Below are 19036 nucleotides of genomic sequence, written 5' to 3' on the forward strand. Positions count from 1 at the left end.
TTCATTCGAACTGACGAAAGCCTATTTTAAACATTTAAAATAATCGAATGGTTCTTGGCAATCATCGCATTGAAATTGGGCTTTACATGCTGTAGAACCAAACTGACTGACCATTTTTGTATTTGTGGATCCGCATTGTGGACATTTAACCAAACGTTTTCCATGTAGCAACACATCTTTATCGGCTTCTGCACCTAATGGCGCTGCTATTCCATAATCTTCAAGTGCTTTTCTACCTCTTGGGGTTATCCAATCGGTTGTCCATGCTGGGGCAAGAATCAGTTCGATTTCAGATTGATAACCTGCTTCTTTTAAAGCTGCTTTAATATCGTCTCCAATAACATCCATGGCAGGACAGCCACTGTAGGTTGGTGTAATTTGCACCTTAACCATATTGTTTTCAATAACAGCAGAACGAACCACACCCATATCCATAATAGATAGAACTGGAATTTCCGGATCGGAAACCTGTTCTAAGATTGGAATTAAAATGTTGTCTATGTTTTGTTCTGTTGTTGTCATGTTCACTTCCCGTGAAAACGGAATCTTATATTTTTTAATTTAAATATGATTGAGACTCTTCGGCTGCGCTCAGAGTGACATTTCGGTTTTACCATTCCATATTTGGATAAGCGCGTTGCATATATTGCAGTTCGGCTAGTAAATATCCCATATGTTCTGTGTGGATGCCTTGTTTTCCTCCTTTTTGAAAATATTTAGATTCTGGAATGGTCAGAGTTGACTCTTGTAAGACGTCTGCCACTTTTTGATAATAAGCTTCTTTTAATGTTGTAACATCTACACCTATTCCTTCTGCTACCATTTCTTTATCTGCATCGGTTTGATGGAATAACTCGTCTGTATAGGTCCATAAATCGTCTATAGCTGTCTGCATACGCTTATTACTTTCTTCGGTGCCATCTCCTAAACGCTTGATCCAATCTGTAGAAAAACGCTGGTGATAACTTACCTCTTTAAGCGATTTTGTTGCAATTGCAGATAAAGTTAAATCTTTACTTTTTTGTAATTCTGTCAAGAATAAAAAATGGTACACATCGAATAAAAACTGACGTCCCATAGTATAAGCGAAATCGGTATCAGGTTGCTCTACTAAAAGCACATTTAAATATTCACGTTCGTGACGCAGCATAGCAATATCATCTTCCGTTCGTTTATCACCTGCAACTTTTGCAGCATATTGATAATAACTGCGCACTTGACCAAATAAATCTAAAGAGATATTAGTACAGGCAATATCTGTTTCTAAACTTGGCCCATGTCCCGTTAAGGCTCCCATTCTTTGACCAAGAATCAGGCTGTTATCTGCTATTCCTAGAATGTAATTGTATAGGTTTTGTTTCATGTTTACTTCCCACGAAAGTGGAAATCTTTTTTAATTAAACATTTATTTTTTTATGAGATTCCTGCCTGCGCAGGAATTTTACATGTGCTTAACCTCATCAGGTAGTTCATAAAATGTAGGGTGACGATACACCTTATCTTGAGCTGGCTCAAACATTTCGCCATTATGCTCTGGATTGGATGCTGTGATATTTTTGCTTTCCACAACCCAAATGCTAACACCTTCGTTTCTTCTGGTATACACGTCTCTTGCATTTTCTAATGCCATATCTGCATCTGCCGCATGAAGACTACCAAAGTGTCTGTGTTCTAATCCGTTTTTACTTCTTACGAAGATTTCCCAAAGTGGCCAGTTTTTTGTTTTTGACATGTTATTGTTGATTGTTGACTGTTGATTGTTATTTGTTGATTCTAAAATCACAAATCGTTAATCTTTAATCATAAATTATTAAACTACTTGTTTTTCTTTTCTTTCTTGTTGTTTTTCAGCATAAGCCATAGCTGCATCTCTAACCCATTCGCCTCTTTCCCAAGCTCCAACACGTGCTTTCATGCGTTCTTTATTCATTGGTCCATGACCTTTAACGACTTGCCAAAACTCATCCCAGTCGATTTCTCCAAAATCATAACTTCCTTTTTCTTCATTCCATTTTAAATCCGGGTCTGGAATGCTCAATCCTAAAATATCGGCTTGTGGTACTGTCTGATCTATAAATTGCTGACGCAGATCGTCGTTAGACTTTCTTTTTAGTTTCCATTTCATGGATTGTTCTGTATGCACAGATTCGGCATCAGTAGGACCTAACATCATTAAAGATGGCCACCACCAACGATTTAAGGCATCTTGCGCCATGTCCTTTTGTTCTGGTGTTCCGTTAGAAAGTTTAAGCATGATTTCGTAGCCTTGTCTCTGATGAAAACTCTCTTCCTTACATACACGAACCATCGCTCTAGCGTAAGGGCCGAAAGAGGTATTGCACAATGGCACTTGATTTATAATGGCTGCTCCATCTACCAACCAGCCAATAGCACCCATATCTGCCCATGTTATTGTTGGGTAATTAAAAATGGATGAATATTTGGCTTTTCCTGAATGTAATTGCTCGTATAATTCATCTCGAGAAATCCCTAAGGTTTCGCAAGCGCTATACAAATATAAACCATGGCCTGCTTCGTCTTGAACTTTAGCCAAAAGAGCCACTTTACGTCTTAAAGAAGGCGCTCTGGTAATCCAATTCCCTTCTGGAAGCATGCCGACAACTTCGGAGTGCGCATGTTGAGATATTTGCCTGATATGCGTTTTACGGTACTTTTCTGGCATCCAATCTTTCGGTTCGATTTTTTCGTCTCTTGCGATACGTTCTTCGAATTGCTTTTCTAAATATTTTATTTGTTCTTCACTCATTGTTCTTGATTTAGAAACCTGTCTGGTTTTAAAAACTTAACAGGTTGGTGTTGACTTGCGTGTTAAGGATTACTCCTCCATTCTATTTTTTTTAAAAATACGAAATCGTGAATACTTCGTATTTGTAGCGACATCCTTTTTTTTAAAGGAATTTTACACATCAAAATCTACTACTACTTTATCTGATGTTGGTACTGCCTGACAACTAAGCACATAGTTTTGCTTGACTTCTTTATCTTCTAGCGCATAGTTGATTTTCATTTCAACAGAGCCTTCTTTTATCTGACATTTACAGGTGCTACAAACCCCACCTTTACAAGCAAAAGGCAAGTCGGCACCAGCACCAAGAGCTGCATCCAGAATATTGTCGTATTCTTTTGTCATAGTGAAATCGAATTCTTTTCCACCATCAATAATAGTTACTTTAGTCCCTTCTACATTTTGTTTGGATAAACGTTCTGCTCTTTCAATATCTTCGTCTGAAAGTCCTGTAACAAACAACTCAAAATGCACCAAATCTTTGGGTAATCCGGCGTCTATTAAATAATTACTCACATAATTTACCATTTTTTCTGGACCACATAAAAAGACTTCACTTGTATCTGGAATATCGATGAAGGTTCTTGTAAGCACCTGCATTTTTTCATCGTTAAATCTTCCGTTAAACAGTTCGATATCTCTTCGTTCTTTGGTTAAAAAATAATAAATTTCCAACCTCCCAAAATACGTGTTACGCAACTGCTCTAATTCCTCTTTAAAGATAATAGATTTTGCTGTTTTATTTACATAAAACAATTTACATGTTGCTTTGGGCTCAGTAGCAAGATGCGTTTTAATCATAGATAAAACAGGCGTAATACCACTACCGGCAGCAAAAAACAAATAATTCTTTGCTTTTTCTTTATTGCAGTCTACCCCAAAAGTTCCACTAGGCGTCATAACTTCTAGCATATCTCCAGTTTGTAACTCGTTATTTACGAATGCTGAAAATTTTCCGCCAGGAATTAATTTGACAGCTACTTTCCATTGCTTATCTAACGGACTTGAACATAATGAATACGACCTACGAACGTCTTCTCCATCAATTATTGCTTTTAAAGTCAGGTGTTGTCCTTGTCTAAATTTAAAGATGTCTTGAGATGTTTCTGGCACCTCAAAAGTAATAACCGAAGTGTCTTGGGTTTCTTTATATATATCTGCAACTTTTAAGTTGTAAAATTCAGCCATAGTTTTCTTATTCATATGAAACTAACACTTGTTAGTTTGGTTTACAAAATTACAAAATTAAATCTAAACTATTTGTTAATTCCATGAATGAGAACATCACTTAATTGAGCACTGAGTTTCTTAATACTTACAGCTTCTTTCTTTGGAATCCAAATGTATAAGGAGCGTAAGGTTGAAAGCATAGAAAACATCATAATTTCTGGGTTTTTATTAGCAATTTCATTATTTTTTATTCCATTTACTAAAATACTTCGGAAACTTTCCTCATACCCAGCTCGTAGACCTAAATAGTAATCCAATTGCTCTTCCAGGTGCATCCAATCGTTATTTAACGATGCCATCCCAAAAGTGTTTTTACTTGTTATAGATATATGAAGGGTAACAATCTCTTTTAATTTATCTATAGAAGATTTTTCTGAAGCCTTAATCTGCTCTATACCTTCTGTAAATTCCTCAGCCAGAGCAATAATTATTTCTTTAAGAATTTCCTGTTTGGAACTTATATGATTGTATAAACTTGCTGCTTTTATTCCCATAGAAGTAGCAATATCTCTCATGGTTACAGCACTATAACCTTTTTCCTTAAAGAGTTTGGCTGCTACATTTATAATTTCGTTTTTACGTGTTTCTTGTTTCATTGGCTACTAAGATACTGATAAATTATTCTATAAAATCTCTGGATTAGACTTAACTATTACCAAGCTTTAATCTGTAACTTTGCACACATATTTTTCAATTTAGAAAGCTATACTGCTTATGGATACTAAAATAGAAACAAACCCATTAATAGACCGATTACCTCCACATTTAAAACAGTTTATTAAGCCACAGAATTATAAAGATTATTCACCAATTAATCAGGCTGTTTGGCGCTATGTGATGCGAAAAAACGTCTCTTATTTAAGTACAATTGCCCACGAATCTTATTTAAATGGTCTTGAAAAAACTGGAATTTCTATAGATAATGTACCCAGCATGTATGGCATGAATAGAATTCTTAAAAACATTGGATGGGCAGCTGTTGCCGTAGATGGGTTTATACCTCCAAATGCTTTCATGGAATTTCAAGCGTATAAAATATTGGTGATAGCTTCCGATATCCGTCAGCTAGAAAACATAGAATACACTCCAGCACCAGATATTATTCACGAATCTGCCGGGCATGCTCCAATAATTGCAAATCCTGATTATGCGGAATACCTTAGACGTTTTGGGGAAGTTGGCGCGAAGGCCATTTTATCTTCTCATGATAACGATATGTATGAAGCTGTTAGAAGACTGTCTATTTTAAAAGAAGCCACAAACTCCAGTGAAAGAGAAATTCAAGAAGCTGAAGATTTAGTCCATGAGCTACAGAATAAAAAAGTACCACTTTCTGAAATGGCAAAAATCAGAAATTTACATTGGTGGACGGTTGAATACGGTTTAATTGGAACCATAGAAAATCCTAAAATTTATGGAGCGGGATTACTATCTTCTATAGGCGAAAGTAAATGGTGTATGAGAGATGAAGTTGAAAAAATACCATATTCTTTAGATGCTGCTGAACAAGAATTTGATATTACTAAACCGCAACCTCAACTTTATGTAACTCCAGATTTTGCTTATTTAATGGAGGTTTTAGATGAATTTTCTAATACCATGGCTTTGCGAAAAGGTGGGTTTAGAGGGTTACAAAAACTAATCGATTCTCAGAAAATTGGTAGTATTGAGTTGAATACGGGTTTACAGATTTCGGGTGTTTTTACCGACATGATAACCGACGAAGACAATCGTGTAGTCTATTTTAAAACCGAAGGTCCAACAGCTTTAGCCAATCGTGAAAAAGAGTTAATAGGTTTAGGAACCGAGGCAAACCCTGATGGGTTTAGCTCTCCAATTGGTAAATTAAAAGGGATTAATTTAGCTATTGAAGACATGGGTCCAAGAGATTTAAAAGCTTATAATTTTTACGATGGAAAACGAATTTCTTTTGAATATGAAAGTGGTATCATAGTAGAAGGTTTAAATACTACTGGAATTAGAAACTTATTTGGAAAGCTTATTTTAATTGAGTTTGAGGATTGCACCGTGAGCTATAAAGATGAGATTTTGTTTTCTCCAAATGATGGAATTTTTAGATTGGCCGTAGGCTCGTCTATTGTTTCTGCCTATGCTGGTGCTGCCGACTTTAGATCATTTAATAATTTATACCATGTATCCAGCACAGAAACCATCAAACAAGAAAAAAACTCGAAAACTATAGAATTAGAAAGTTTGTATGCTTTTGTAAGAGACATGAGGGATTCTAATAAAATAGATATTTTAAAACTCCGAGCCATGTTTGATGATTTGAAAGTAAATCACCCATTAGAATGGCTGATTATACTGGAGATACTGGAAATTTTACAAGAACAAAATAGTAAAGAATTACATGCTGAACTATTAGAGCATTTAAAAAACATCCAACTGCAGAAACCTAAAATTGCCCATCTTATTGAAGATGGTTTGGCTTTATTTTAAGAGTTTTTTTCATTTTAGAATAGTAACATTATTGTTAAATAACCAATCCTATCATAAATATTTAGTTTATTCATTTTTTCCATTGATGAAAAAACGAACCAAAAAAATCTAGGCTTACGAAACTTTATCTAAATTTTTTGCTAGTCCTCTAAATTTTAGGAACTCGCCATTAAATATAGTCCTTTGAGGACTAATCCGACTGACTCAAACAGCCTAAAATTTTACGAGGCCTACACTTCAAATTTTACGATAAACTTTCGATAGGCCAAAAATGAGCTTTATAAAAACAACCCTAAAGGTTAAAACACCATGAAAACCTGCGTAAATAAAGACTTTGAGAGTTCGTTATAATTTTTTTTTAAGAAGCTATTGTTAAACAATTTATAAATAAAGTGTCATGTAACACTTGTTACAAAGTTTTTGAAATAAAATAAAGTACTTTGTAAAAAATTAAATTATGGGATTATTAGATTTTCTAACTGGGAATAAAAGTGATAAAATAAAAGACTTTCAATCTAGAAAAGCTATTATTATTGATGTAAGAACAAAAGAAGAATTTAGTCAAGGTGCTATTACGGGTTCTAAAAATATTCCTCTTCAAACTTTAAAAGGGAAAATTAATGATATTAAAAAATTAAACAGACCTGTTATTGCTTGTTGTGCTAGTGGTATGCGTTCTGGAAGTGCCGCTTCTATTTTAAACAGCAATGGTATTGAAGCCATTAATGGCGGAGGCTGGAGTAGCTTACGCAATAAGTTATAAATAGCTTTTACAGCTTAGCGTCTCTTTATGGGGGAGTTTTAATCTTTAAAAACTTCAAGGTTTTGAAAATCGTTTGAAGAGTTGATAGCATCTCCATTATATTTAAGAGTCCAACCTAAAGAGTTTGTAAGAATATAGAATTTAGCCAATTCGCTTAGTAGTCTATTTTGAGCATTCGATTTTAAATTAGAGGCTTCTACTTTTTTTAGTAAACTTTGTTTTACGGATTCTTTTATGGTATTATAATCTTTGGCTTCAAACGGGTTTAGATAATCTGCTTGAACATCATAATATTCAAAATCTGGATGAATGCTTATTTCTTCTTCTGGAATAGATGTAATTATTAATTCTTTATTCTTTTCATCTAAAACATATTCCAACTTACTTAAGTCGTAAGCAACCGTAACATCTGCATTTGCAACTACCAAAGCCTTTTTTTCTACATTTATTAAATTAGAAAATAAGGCTTTAGAATTTTTATAGGTAAATACCTGACTAAAATGTCCTTCTGTAACTACAAGCTTCCCCACATTTTTAATGGATTCTTGTATTAAAGCGGAGTCTTCGTGAAGGGTTGTTTTATTATCTTTTTGGTCTTCGCAAAACTTAAAAGTTAAAAGCACAACTAAAGCAATGATGATTCCCAATAGTATTTTTCTCATAACTCAAAAGTACATAAAAAATTAATGAGATAATAGTACCCCAACTATTAAGGAATAAGGTTGTTTTTCTTAGCTTTTTGCAAGGCTTCAATTTTATTGTGTACTTGAAGTTTTTTATAAATATTCTCAATATGTTTTCTAACAGTTCCTGTAGAAAGTATTAAATTTTCTGCAATGGCATTATAACTTAATCCCTTACTTAAGTGTTCTAAAACTTCAACCTCTCTAGCTGTTAATTTAATATCTTCTTGTTCCTCTCTATTTTCAATACTCAGTGGGTTTCTAAGAAGTTTTAAGGTTTTTAAAGCGATGGAAGGATTCATAGCAGCACCACCATTTAGGGTTTCTATAATTCCGTCGTGAAGATCTTGAGCGTTTATTTCTTTTAATAAATATCCATCAGCTCCCGCTTTAATAGACTTAAAAATGTTTTCATCGTTATCGAAAACGGTAAGCATAATTATTTTAATATGCGGATATTTTTGTTTGACAATTTCTGTTGCTTCAATGCCATTTAAGATTGGCATTTCTATATCCATTAAAATTAAATCTATATTCCTATTATCTTCTAATTTCGCTAATAAATCTGAACCATCGGTAGCTGAAAATTTAAAATTCAAATCTTCAAAAAAAGAGAGTTTTTCTTTTACAGTATTTATTAGAAAAGCATTGTCGTCAACTATAGCTATTTTAATATTCATATATTATTTCTTAGTAATTCAACCTTTTATTTATTCATAATAACAGAAAGAATGAGGTTTAAATTGATTTAAACACTCTTACGGTTGTTCCTTTATTTATTTCAGATTTTATTTCGAATTCAGCATCCAATTCATGAGCACGTTTTTTCATATTATTTAAACCGTTTCCTAACTCTACTTCCTTATAATTGAATCCAGTTCCGTTATCTGAAATCGTCATTATATAAATAGCATTTTCAAAAGTAAAATCAACATCTATTTTAGTAGCCTTGGCATATTTTATAGAATTATTAATAGCTTCTTGAATAATTCTATAGATATTCATTCCTTGCACAGAGGTAAACATCTTGTGTTTCCCCATGTCTTCGTCTACATTAAAACTAAAAACTATAGCATGCGCGGATTTATTGGCTTTCTCAATGAAATTTGAAATTCTCGATTGTAAATCTTCAAAAGTTATTTCATTTTTATTCATGGCCCAAATAGTGTCTCGTAACTCGTAAATAGTCGAAGAAGCAAAGTCGCTAATAGATTTTAGTTTTTCGTTTAAATTGTCTGAAAGTTTAAAGCCATATTTTAAATTATCTACAGACGAAATAATAAAAGTTAATTGGGCGCCAATATTATCGTGCAGATCTCTACTAATATGTAAGCGTTGCTCTTGGAGTTTATTTTGGGTTTCAATTTTGGCCAAAGCCTCTTTTAATTCATTCTCTTTTTTAAGCTGCTTATGTTTGAGTTTTTGCTGATTGTATAATAAATACCCAAATAGAGATAAAACAATAGCTAAAATAATCAAACTTATAATTTGATAGTTTTTTCTATTTAAATCAGATTCTTTTTGCGAAATTTCAGTTTGTTGTAATAAAATTTCTTTTTCCTTTTTTTCCGTTTGATATTTAGTTTCTAATTCGCTACTTAATTTTAAAGCTTTTTCCTGCAACACTAAATCTTGATTCTTGACATATAAATTTGTGTAATATGCTACACTATCCGGTTTAGACTCACTTGCATAAACCGGAATAAGCTGTAAATACACCTGCAAACTCTTTTCAACCATAGCTTCATCCTTAAAAATCTTTAAACTTTCTAAAAGGATGGATTTTGCCTTACTAAATTCTCCTAAATTATTATAGACTCCTGCTAGACTTAATTTAGAACTAGCCAATTCTGTTCCTAAATTTGTTTTCTCTCTAATTTCTATAGATTTCTGTATATATTCTCTAGCTAATTTATATTCTTTTTTATCGTTATAAATAGTTCCTAAATTATTATAAGCAGAACCTAAAGTTGGAAATGCATCTGCTTTTTCTGCTTCTTTTATTCCTTTATGTAAATAAGTAATAGCATTTGCAGTATCCGTTTTAAACAAATAAAGACTAGCCATACTTACATATGAATTACTTAAATATTCAAACTGATTATTTTTCTTAAAAAAAGCAATATTATCATTTAAATACTGTTGCGATTTAGTATAGTTTTTTAATGCCATATAAATATTTGCAATATTACTTTTAAGAGAATTTGCTACAACTTCATTTCCACTACTTTCATAAAATTTCAGCGATTTAAGAAAATAAATCATAGAACTATCTAATAATGTCTTCCTATAAAAAATATTACCCAATTTAGAATTTACTGCTGCTATTCCAGAAGAGTCCTGCAGCTTATTTCTAATTTTTAAAGATTTCCGCAATAGGTTTTCAGACTGATTAAGGTCTCCTTTTAAATAATAAACTGTGGCATAATCATTAAGAGTTTGAGCCAAGAATACAGAGTCGTTCATTTTTTTAGCCATAGACATAGCTTTCTTTCCATAAACCAAGGCAGAATCAGTTGAGACTGTACAATAATACCAAGTTAAATCTCCATAGATTTTAGCTTTTTTAACTTCATCTGGATTATTTAAAAGCTGAATTTTTAAACTATCTATAATTTTTTGCGGGCTTTGTGAAAACGCATTTAAATTAAGTTGTAAAACAAAAATCAGGAATAGTAACTTCTTCATATAATTAATTGTAATGCTCCTCGAATATAATCTTTTTAGTGATAAGTAGCTCTTTTGTTATTTCAAATAATTGATTGAGTAAGGACTTATTGTAGTTTTCCAAATAAACATTTTTTTGAATGACTTGCTCTTGTTTTACATTTTCTTGAGCAAATTGCTCTTGCAGATTTAAAAGCTTTTCCTGAAACATCTTTGCATCCCATTTTGTGGCTATAATTGTTTTAATACTCAACAGTATCAAAATACCAATAGTAGAACATAAAACAACCGAAAAAAGAAGATTTAAATCCATAATTAAATACTTTATTAAGTTTAAAAAAAAGCATGCTTAAATTTTCATTTTAGACATAAAAAAAACATCAAACTCAATCCCTCAAAAGATAGATATTGCCTGATGTTTATTTATAAAATTGATTAATAGCATGATGAAAATACAATTTAATGGTAGATATTACATAATTATTCGACAAAACGATAGTTAAAAAAGATTAAGCGCAATAACCTACCTTATTACGCTTAATCAGGTATAACCCTAACAACAAGGCTCTTATTGTTAAGGTTTTGAATGCATTAATATATTTGTACCGAAAGATTAAAAGCCCCTTCTGTAACCTCTTTAATCGTATCGTCATTACTGTTTTTTCCAACAAAATTAAAGGTTCCTTTTATGTTAGAATCTGTGTCTTCAGAGATTTTAATTTCTCCAATTACTCCAGAATCTTGATATGGTGCATTCCAGGTTTGGGTATTCAGTGGGTTACTAACATTAGGTTCTACATAAGATGCATTTCTAAATACATTATCGTCGCTTAACGTATAGGTACCAACACCATCATATCCATTAATAACCATACTAATAGCTTGAGATTCTGTATTCCCTTGCATAGTTAAAGTTGTTTGCCCGCCACCTGACACTTTAGTGGCTGTAGATGTTATTTCCATAGATGTAAAAGAAGCCCCATTAACTTTTGCTGTAATAGTTCCAGAAGCTGCTGCTCCACCACCAGCATCTCCACCATCGTCATCGTCTGAGCAAGATGACAGTGTTACTAAAGAAAAGCACATTAATAATAAAGTAAGATGTTTTAAAGTTTTCATAATTGAAATATTTTAGGGTTTTATAGTTCTCCAAAATTGCAACTTAAAGGCGTAGTAATCAATACGAAGAATTACGTATATTTAGTAATACTGCTAAATAGGTTTTCTTTTAGGCATTAAAAATTAAGCAAAAAACAATGTTTGTTTAGAAGGAAATATTTGGAAATTTGGATTGAAGCGACTCTATTTTAAAACCTAAATTCTGCAGAAATTCTTGATGTGCTTCTGAGTTTGGATTGAAGGGCTTATGATTTATTCCTTTTTGAATAACTGCAACTTCTTCCATAATATGTGAAGCTTTTTCTGAAATCCAGACCATTTTAAACTTTTCCCAAATATAATTGATAGCTGTTTGGTTAGGGTGAATCATATCTTCTGAGTAAAAACGATAATCGCGAAGTTCGTCCATCATCAGTTCAAAGGAAGGAAAGTAATACAATTGATGGTTAACGATAGCTGATTGTTGATTTAAGACCTCATGAATAGCTGCAATTAAATGCGCTTTACTTTGAGTATTCTCTACAAAACCATCTTTTAAATGTCTTATTGGCGAAACGGTAAATATGATGTTCGCTTTTTTATTGACACTTTTTATCAAATTTGTAATCACTTCAAGAGATTGAGAGATTTCGTCTATGGAAAGTAATTCTTTGACAAACTTTTTTTGTGGAACTTTATGGCAATTGGCCACAATAGAATCTGTTTCTATTAATCTATATACCCAAGCAGTTCCTAAGGTAATAACAATATGAGAGGAATTTTGAAGTTGCGTGGTTGCTAAGTCAATTTGGCCATTAAGTGTTTTTAAAAGTTCTTCCTTATTAGAGTTACTTAATTTTGAATGTGTTTCGAAACAATGCCATTGTCCATTTATAAAAAAAACATCCTTTTCTGTATACACTTTTTTACCTACAACATTGGTAATAAAAGTCTGGATTGCTTGTGGGTGAAATAAAATTCCAAAAGGGTTTTGTACCGTTTGAAATTTAAAATAATCTAATTTTCCTCCTATGTTTTCCACAAAACAAGACCCAATTAACAACAACTTGGTATGATAATCTATTTGATTATGCTGTTGTTTTATGAATGGTATGTTTGTTTGAAGGTTCATTTAGTCACGAATTTCACTAATTATCACAAATTTTAAATATGCAAGACTATTTCGCAGAGATTCGCAAAGTTTACCAAAGATTCACAGAGAGATTTGAATTTAAAAAAATCTCTGTGAGTCTCTGTGTAAAAACTGAGCTATTAGTTTATTACAAATAACTTTTAGCAGCTTCCAAAGCAGCCTCAATACCTCCTGGATTTTTCCCTCCTGCAGTTGCAAAGAAAGGTTGTCCTCCTCCACCTCCTTGGATGTGTTTTCCTAATTCTCTAACTATTTGCCCTGCATTCAAGCCTTTACTTTCTACCAGTCCTTTAGATACGTAACAAGACAACAGCGCTTTACCTTCGTTTTCTGCTCCAAATAACAAGAATAAATTATCAAACTGGCTGCCTAATTCAAAACAAAGATCTTTAATTCCTCCAGCATCCAAATCAATTTTCTTAGCTAAAAACTGAATACCATTTATATCGGATAATTCATTTTTTAGATCACCTTTTAAGTTTTTTGCTTTGTCTTTTAACAAGGCTTCCACTTGTTTTTTTAGACTGCTATTTTCTTCTTGCAGGTTTTGAATGGCTTTTACAGGTTCGTTATTATTTAACAAGGACTTCATTTCTACAAAAGTCTTATTAATGTCTACAAAATAATCTTTTAAGGCATCGTTGGTAATGGCCTCAATTCGTCGAATTCCTGCTGCAACAGCTCCTTCAGATACTATTTTGAAAAACCAAATATCACCTGTATTTTTTACGTGTGTTCCTCCACATAATTCTATAGATTGACCAAAGCGAACCATTCTAACCGTATCTCCATATTTTTCTCCAAACAAAGCTATAGCTCCTTCTTCCAAAGCTTGATCCATTGGGATATTTCTTTTTTCTTGCAGAGGTAGTTTTCCAGCAATACGTGCATTCACAAAAATTTCTACATCCCGAATTTCTTCAGGAGTTAATTTTGAAAAATGCGAAAAGTCAAAACGCAAGTATTTTGAATGCACGGCAGATCCTTTTTGCTCCACATGACTTCCTAAAATTTCACGTAAGGCCTGATGCATTAAATGTGTTGCAGTATGATTACATTCGGTTCTATAACGCTGTTTAGAATCTACAGAAGCCATAAATGTTTCATTTAAGTTTTCTGGTAAATCTTTAGCAAAATGCATGACTACATTATTCTCTTTTTTAGTATCAAGAATATAAGTAATGTTTCCATTTCCATCTTCTAAATATCCTTTGTCTCCAACTTGTCCTCCACCTTCAGCATAAAAAGGAGTTAAATTAAAAACTAATTGATACATATCTCCATCTTTTTTAGAGCTTACCTTTCTGTAACGTGTAATTTTAACTTTAGCTTCTAAAGCATCGTAACCTATAAACTCTTGTACGGCATCATCAATTAATATGGTCCAATCGTCTGTGGACATTTCACTAGCCGCACGCGAACGCATTTTTTGTTTTTCTAATTGCTCTTTAAAACCCTTTTCATCGAGCTTTAAACCCTGTTCAGATAAAATTAAGGCCGTTAAATCTATTGGAAATCCGTAAGTATCGTATAACTCGAAGGCTTTTTCTCCAGAAACTGTATCGTTAGAAACACTTTTTACAATCCCATCTAAAAGCACCAAGCCTTGTTCTAAGGTTCGTAAAAAAGAAGCTTCCTCTTCTTTAATTACGTTTTCAATCAGTTGTTTTTGAACTTTTAATTCAGGGAAAGCTTCTCCCATTTTTGTACTTAAAACATCAACTAATCTATATATAAACGGGTCTTTCTGATCTAAAAAAGTAAAACTATAACGAATGGCACGACGTAAAATTCTTCGAATGACATATCCAGCTCCTGTATTACTTGGTAATTGACCATCTGCAATAGAAAATGCTACAGCGCGAACGTGGTCTGAAATAACACGAATAGCGACATCTATTTTTTCGTCTTTGCCATACTCCTTATCGGTAATGGTTTCAATTTCACGAATAATTGGTGTAAAAACATCTGTATCGTAATTACTTTTAACATCTTGTAATACCATACAAAGACGTTCAAACCCCATACCCGTATCAATATGTTTATTTGGCAATGGTTCTAGAGCACCACTAGCTTTACGATTGTACTGCATAAAAACCAGATTCCATATTTCCACCACTTGCGGGTGATCCATATTAATTAAGGTTTTTCCATCAACTTTAGCTTTCTCTTCAGCCGAACGAATATCTACATGAATTTCGCTGCAAGGTCCACAAGGTCCTTGCTCGCCCATTTCCCAGAAATTATCTTTCTTGTTTCCCATGAGGATTCTATCTTCGGGGAAGAATTGTTTCCACAAATCGAAAGCTTCCTGATCCATTGTGGTTCCATCATTTTTATCGCCTTCAAAAACAGTTACATATAAGATGTCTTTATCAATGCCATAAACTTCTGTTAATAATTCCCAAGACCAAGCAATAGCTTCCTTCTTAAAGTAATCGCCAAAACTCCAATTTCCAAGCATTTCAAAAAGTGTATGGTGATACGTATCGTAACCAACCTCTTCTAAATCGTTATGCTTACCAGAGACGCGTAAACATTTCTGGCTATCTGCAATCCGGCTGTTTTTTGGTTCGGCATTTCCTAAGAAATACTCTTTAAAAGGAGCCATTCCAGAATTGACAAACATCAAACTAGGATCATCTTTTAATACTAATGGTGCCGACGGAACAATGCTGTGTTTTTTCTCTTTAAAAAAACTTAAAAATTTTGAACGTACTTCTTGAGATTTCATCTGTTTATTTTGAAAGCTGTTTTGTTAAAAATTGTATAAAACGACGCATCTTTTACAATTTCTCCACAAATCTATTTTAAATTTCGGATTCGGAGAAGATAGTTTCTCATTTTTTCATTTAGTTTTCACTAAATTTACCATGAAAATATTTTGTAGGTTTGTTGCTTTTGGATACTAATTGATAAATCGCTAAATATTAATTCCATGCAAAAATAGCATAAATTAGATAATGAGTAAGGTAAAATATTATTATGATCCAGATACGCTTTCTTACAGAAGAATAGAGCGTAAAAAAAGAAGAACAGTAAAGTACATTTCGATATTTTTACTAGCAACTGCCTTATTTGCATTTCTGTTTGTTTTTATTTCCAGCCAATTTATAGAGTCTCCAAGAGAAAAAAGTTTAAAGCACGAATTACAAAACGCTCAATTACAGCTTGAGCTTTTGAATAAGAAAATGGACGAAACAGAAACTGTTTTAGCTAACCTGGCTGATAGAGACAACAATATTTACAGATTATACTTTGAAGCAAATCCCATTCCTGAAGAACAAAGAAAGGCAGGTTTTGGAGGTATTAATAGATATAAAAAACTCGAGGGGTTTGACAATTCGAAATTAATTATTGAAAGTCATAAACGTATAGATCAATTACAGAAACAAATTGTAGTCCAATCGAGATCTTTAGATGAAATAACAAAATTAGCAGCCGATAAAGAAAAACTTCTAGAAGCTATTCCTGCCATTCAACCTGTAAAAAACGAAGATCTGTCTAGAATGGCCTCTGGATATGGTATTAGGACAGATCCTTTTACGAAGGCTCGAAAAATGCATTGGGGTATGGATTTTTCGGCTCCTCGTGGGACACCTATTTATGCATCGGGAGACGGCGTTGTTGTTAGAGCAGACAACCGTTCTGCTGGTTATGGAAACCACGTACGCATAGATCATGGTTATGGTTATGTTAGTCTTTATGGACATATGTATAAATACAATGTAAAAAAGAATCAGAAAGTTAAAAGAGGTGATATTATTGGGTTTGTAGGAAGTACAGGCCGATCTCAAGGACCACATTTACACTATGAAATCTTTAAGGATGGAGAACGAATTAACCCTCTTAACTTTTACTATGGTAGTTTATCTGCTGAAGAGTTTAATGAGTTATTAACACATGCTTCGGTAGAAAATCAATCTTTAGATTAATGCATATAGAATTACCTGAAAAACGATATTATAGTATTGGCGAAGTCGCCAAAGCTTTTGATGTAAACACATCTTTAATTCGTTTTTGGGAAAAAGAATTCGATGTTTTAAAACCTAAGAAAAACGCAAAAGGAAATAGAAAGTTTACTCCAGAAGATATTAATAACTTAAAGTTTATTTATCATCTGGTAAAAGAAAGAGGTTTTACACTTGAAGGCGCAAAAACCCATTTAAAAGAAGAAAAGAAAAAGCCTTTAGAAACCTTCGAAATAATTAGTAAATTAAAAAGTATTAAAGCACAACTTCTTAAAATTAAAGAACAACTGTAACATTTTACCAACTATTACAACTAATAATAAAAACACTAACACTTAAAACTATACATCATGAAAAAATGGTTAATTCCAGTAATTATCATTGCCGCTCTTGGCTTTGGAATGTACAATTGGGCTGTAGGATTTAATAATACAGCAATTACATTAAATGAAAACGTAAGCGAAGCTTGGGGAAATGTTCAAACTTCTTATCAACGTAGAAACGATTTAATTGGAAACCTTGTAAATACAGTAAAAGGTGCTGCCGATTTTGAAAAAAGCACTTTAGAAGCAGTTATTAAAGCAAGAAGCGAAGCTACTAAAACATCTATCGACCCATCGAATATAACACCCGAGCAACTTCAAGAATTTAATCAGGCTCAAGGTGGATTAAGTAGTGCTTTGTCTAGACTTTTAGTAACGGTAGAAAGATATCCGGAATTGAAGGCTAATCAGAATTTCTTAAAACTTCAAGACGAATTAACTAGTACTGAAAACACTATTCAAACTGCCAGAACTCGTTATAACGAAGCTATTAAACCTTATAATACCCATGTTAAAAAGTTCCCTAATTCTATATTAGCTGGACTTTTTAACTTTGAAGGAAAGCCTTATTTCGATGCTGAAGCTGGAGCAGAAAAACCAGTAGATGTAGAATTCGATTTTAATTAAAAATTATCATGTCAAAAATAGAAGATTTTTTAACTGCACAAGAAGAACAAGAGATTGTTAACGCTATTCGTACAGCCGAAAAAAACACCTCTGGAGAAATACGAGTGCATCTTGAAAAATCTTCTAAAATTGATGCTTTTAATCGTGCCATGGAAGTATTCCATTATCTAAAGATGGATAATACCAAAGAACAAAATGGGGTTTTAATCTATGTAGCCGTAGAAGATAAAACTTTTGTTATTTATGGCGATAAAGGTATTAACGATATTGTAGGGAAAGACTTTTGGACTACTACAAAAGATACTATTCAAGCTCAGTTTAAATCTGGAAATTTTAAACAAGGTCTTGTGGATGGTATTTTAAAAGCTGGAGAAGTTTTAGAGAAACACTTTCCGTGGCAACACAATGATATTGATGAATTAAGCAACGAAATATCCAAAGGATAATGTTAAAGCCTCAACACATTAAATTTTTTATTGTTCTGTTCGTGAGTTTGTGTTTTTCGCAAAACTTATTGGCGCAATTTGATGTCCCTAAAATACCCAAAGAACAAACAAGTGTTTACGATTATATGTCGCTGCTTTCTGCTTCAGAAAAAAGTAGTTTAGAACAGAAGCTCATCAAATATTCTGATACCACTTCTACTCAAATAGTTGTAGTTATTATCCCTAGTGCCAAAGGTGAAAACATTGGACTTTTATCTGCCAAATGGGCTCAAGAATGGGGAATAGGACAAGCTAAAGAGGATAATGGCGTATTTATTTTATTAGCTAGAAACGATAGAAAAATATGGATTTCTCCTGGTTATGGCGTAGAACATAAACTCACCGCAGGAATTGTTGGCGAACTTACTAGAAACGTCATTATTCCTGAATTTAAAAAAGGGGATTATTACAGTGGTTTAGACAAAGGAACAGATGCTATTTTCCAGGTTTTAATGGGAGAGTATCAGGGCACTCGAAAGTCTGATAAGAACTCTGAATCGCCTGGAGGTTTTATTATATTCCTAATTATCTTTTTCATCATAATATTAATCTCTATCTCTAAAAACCGAAGAGGTGGCTCTGGAGGTTCCGGAAGTAATAAATCTGGAGGCTTTAGTATTCTCGATGCTATTATTTTAAGCAATATGGGACGTGGAGGCTATGGAGGTTCTTCTGGAGGTTTTGGAGGAGGTTCTTCTGGTGGAGGCTTTGGAGGCGGCTTCGGTGGTGGTGGATTCTCTGGTGGAGGTGCTGGAGGAAGTTGGTAAACT

20 protein-coding genes are annotated in these 19036 nt (G+C 33.1%); 7 read left to right on the forward strand and 13 right to left on the reverse strand.

Features of this window, described 5'->3' with window-relative positions:
• Positions 1 to 21 precede the first annotated feature (21 nt).
• The 6 genes from paaD to OS188_RS12345 all read right to left on the reverse strand — a co-directional run bounded on the left by paaD (position 22) and on the right by OS188_RS12345 (position 4632).
• Positions 22 to 522 carry a 1,2-phenylacetyl-CoA epoxidase subunit PaaD gene (gene paaD, locus OS188_RS12320; protein ID WP_267149152.1) on the reverse strand — a complete coding sequence of 167 codons (501 nt, stop codon included), beginning with the start codon at positions 520 to 522 and terminating at the stop codon, positions 22 to 24.
• 88 nt (positions 523 to 610) lie between these two features.
• Entirely contained in the window at positions 611 to 1363 is a 753-nt protein-coding gene (gene paaC, locus OS188_RS12325; protein WP_267149153.1) for a 1,2-phenylacetyl-CoA epoxidase subunit PaaC, read from the reverse strand.
• Between the two features lie 78 nt (positions 1364 to 1441).
• Entirely contained in the window at positions 1442 to 1732 is a 291-nt protein-coding gene (gene paaB / locus OS188_RS12330) for a 1,2-phenylacetyl-CoA epoxidase subunit PaaB (protein ID WP_267149154.1), read from the reverse strand.
• Positions 1733 to 1810: 78 nt separating this feature from the next.
• Positions 1811 to 2767 (reverse strand): 1,2-phenylacetyl-CoA epoxidase subunit PaaA, encoded by a 957-nt coding sequence (paaA, locus tag OS188_RS12335; protein WP_323370151.1) that lies wholly within the window; start codon positions 2765 to 2767, stop codon positions 1811 to 1813.
• A gap of 153 nt (positions 2768 to 2920) precedes the next feature.
• Complete coding sequence (locus OS188_RS12340; RefSeq protein ID WP_267149155.1) at positions 2921 to 3994, reverse strand: 2Fe-2S iron-sulfur cluster-binding protein; 1074 nt, start codon at positions 3992 to 3994, stop codon at positions 2921 to 2923.
• 68 nt (positions 3995 to 4062) lie between these two features.
• Positions 4063 to 4632, reverse strand: coding sequence for a TetR/AcrR family transcriptional regulator (locus tag OS188_RS12345; RefSeq protein ID WP_267149156.1), 570 nt, complete (start codon positions 4630 to 4632; stop codon positions 4063 to 4065).
• Positions 4633 to 4750: 118 nt separating this feature from the next.
• Between OS188_RS12345 and OS188_RS12350 the strand changes: the two genes are divergently transcribed.
• Together OS188_RS12350 and OS188_RS12355 are read left to right on the forward strand one after the other, a co-directional pair.
• Entirely contained in the window at positions 4751 to 6496 is a 1746-nt protein-coding gene (locus OS188_RS12350) for an aromatic amino acid hydroxylase (protein WP_267149157.1), read from the forward strand.
• Between the two features lie 457 nt (positions 6497 to 6953).
• On the forward strand, positions 6954 to 7259 hold the full coding sequence (locus OS188_RS12355; protein ID WP_267149158.1) for a rhodanese-like domain-containing protein: 306 nt from the start codon (positions 6954 to 6956) through the stop codon (positions 7257 to 7259).
• A 38-nt stretch (positions 7260 to 7297) separates the two neighbouring features.
• Here the strand turns inward: OS188_RS12355 and OS188_RS12360 are convergent, their stop codons facing one another.
• From OS188_RS12360 to alaS, 7 genes are all read right to left on the reverse strand, one after another.
• A complete protein-coding gene (locus OS188_RS12360) occupies positions 7298 to 7921 on the reverse strand; it encodes a DUF4230 domain-containing protein (RefSeq protein WP_267149159.1) in 624 nt (207 codons plus the stop codon).
• 47 nt (positions 7922 to 7968) lie between these two features.
• Positions 7969 to 8622 carry a response regulator gene (locus OS188_RS12365; protein WP_267149160.1) on the reverse strand — a complete coding sequence of 218 codons (654 nt, stop codon included), beginning with the start codon at positions 8620 to 8622 and terminating at the stop codon, positions 7969 to 7971.
• Positions 8623 to 8680: 58 nt separating this feature from the next.
• Positions 8681 to 10630, reverse strand: a complete 1950-nt coding sequence (locus OS188_RS12370; protein ID WP_267149161.1) for a tetratricopeptide repeat-containing sensor histidine kinase — start codon at positions 10628 to 10630, stop codon at positions 8681 to 8683.
• Positions 10631 to 10634: 4 nt separating this feature from the next.
• A complete protein-coding gene (locus tag OS188_RS12375) occupies positions 10635 to 10922 on the reverse strand; it encodes a hypothetical protein (protein WP_267149162.1) in 288 nt (95 codons plus the stop codon).
• A 278-nt stretch (positions 10923 to 11200) separates the two neighbouring features.
• Positions 11201 to 11728 (reverse strand): DUF6252 domain-containing protein, encoded by a 528-nt coding sequence (locus OS188_RS12380; RefSeq protein WP_267149163.1) that lies wholly within the window; start codon positions 11726 to 11728, stop codon positions 11201 to 11203.
• 145 nt (positions 11729 to 11873) lie between these two features.
• Positions 11874 to 12839: a GSCFA domain-containing protein gene (locus OS188_RS12385; protein ID WP_267149164.1), complete on the reverse strand. Its 966-nt coding sequence runs from the start codon at positions 12837 to 12839 to the stop codon at positions 11874 to 11876.
• 148 nt (positions 12840 to 12987) lie between these two features.
• Positions 12988 to 15594, reverse strand: a complete 2607-nt coding sequence (alaS, locus tag OS188_RS12390; RefSeq protein WP_267149165.1) for an alanine--tRNA ligase — start codon at positions 15592 to 15594, stop codon at positions 12988 to 12990.
• 229 nt (positions 15595 to 15823) lie between these two features.
• On the opposite strand from alaS, the gene OS188_RS12395 reads away from it, so the two are divergent.
• Genes OS188_RS12395 through OS188_RS12415 form a run of 5 tightly spaced genes read left to right on the forward strand, consistent with a single transcriptional unit; the run spans position 15824 to position 19033 of the window.
• Positions 15824 to 16795 carry a peptidoglycan DD-metalloendopeptidase family protein gene (locus OS188_RS12395; protein WP_267149166.1) on the forward strand — a complete coding sequence of 324 codons (972 nt, stop codon included), beginning with the start codon at positions 15824 to 15826 and terminating at the stop codon, positions 16793 to 16795.
• Positions 16795 to 17124, forward strand: coding sequence for a MerR family transcriptional regulator (locus OS188_RS12400; RefSeq protein WP_267149167.1), 330 nt, complete (start codon positions 16795 to 16797; stop codon positions 17122 to 17124). Before OS188_RS12395 ends, OS188_RS12400 begins: the two co-directional genes overlap by 1 nt.
• Positions 17125 to 17181: 57 nt before the next feature.
• A complete protein-coding gene (locus tag OS188_RS12405) occupies positions 17182 to 17781 on the forward strand; it encodes a LemA family protein (protein WP_267149168.1) in 600 nt (199 codons plus the stop codon).
• An 8-nt stretch (positions 17782 to 17789) separates the two neighbouring features.
• Positions 17790 to 18227 (forward strand): TPM domain-containing protein, encoded by a 438-nt coding sequence (locus tag OS188_RS12410; protein ID WP_267149169.1) that lies wholly within the window; start codon positions 17790 to 17792, stop codon positions 18225 to 18227.
• Positions 18227 to 19033 (forward strand): TPM domain-containing protein, encoded by an 807-nt coding sequence (locus OS188_RS12415; protein WP_267149170.1) that lies wholly within the window; start codon positions 18227 to 18229, stop codon positions 19031 to 19033. The genes OS188_RS12410 and OS188_RS12415 overlap by 1 nt, the downstream gene beginning before the upstream one ends.
• Positions 19034 to 19036: the final 3 nt, after the last annotated feature.

Origin of the sequence: Xanthomarina sp. F1114, assembly GCF_026410255.1 — a bacterium.
In the GTDB taxonomy this organism is placed as follows: domain Bacteria; phylum Bacteroidota; class Bacteroidia; order Flavobacteriales; family Flavobacteriaceae; genus Xanthomarina.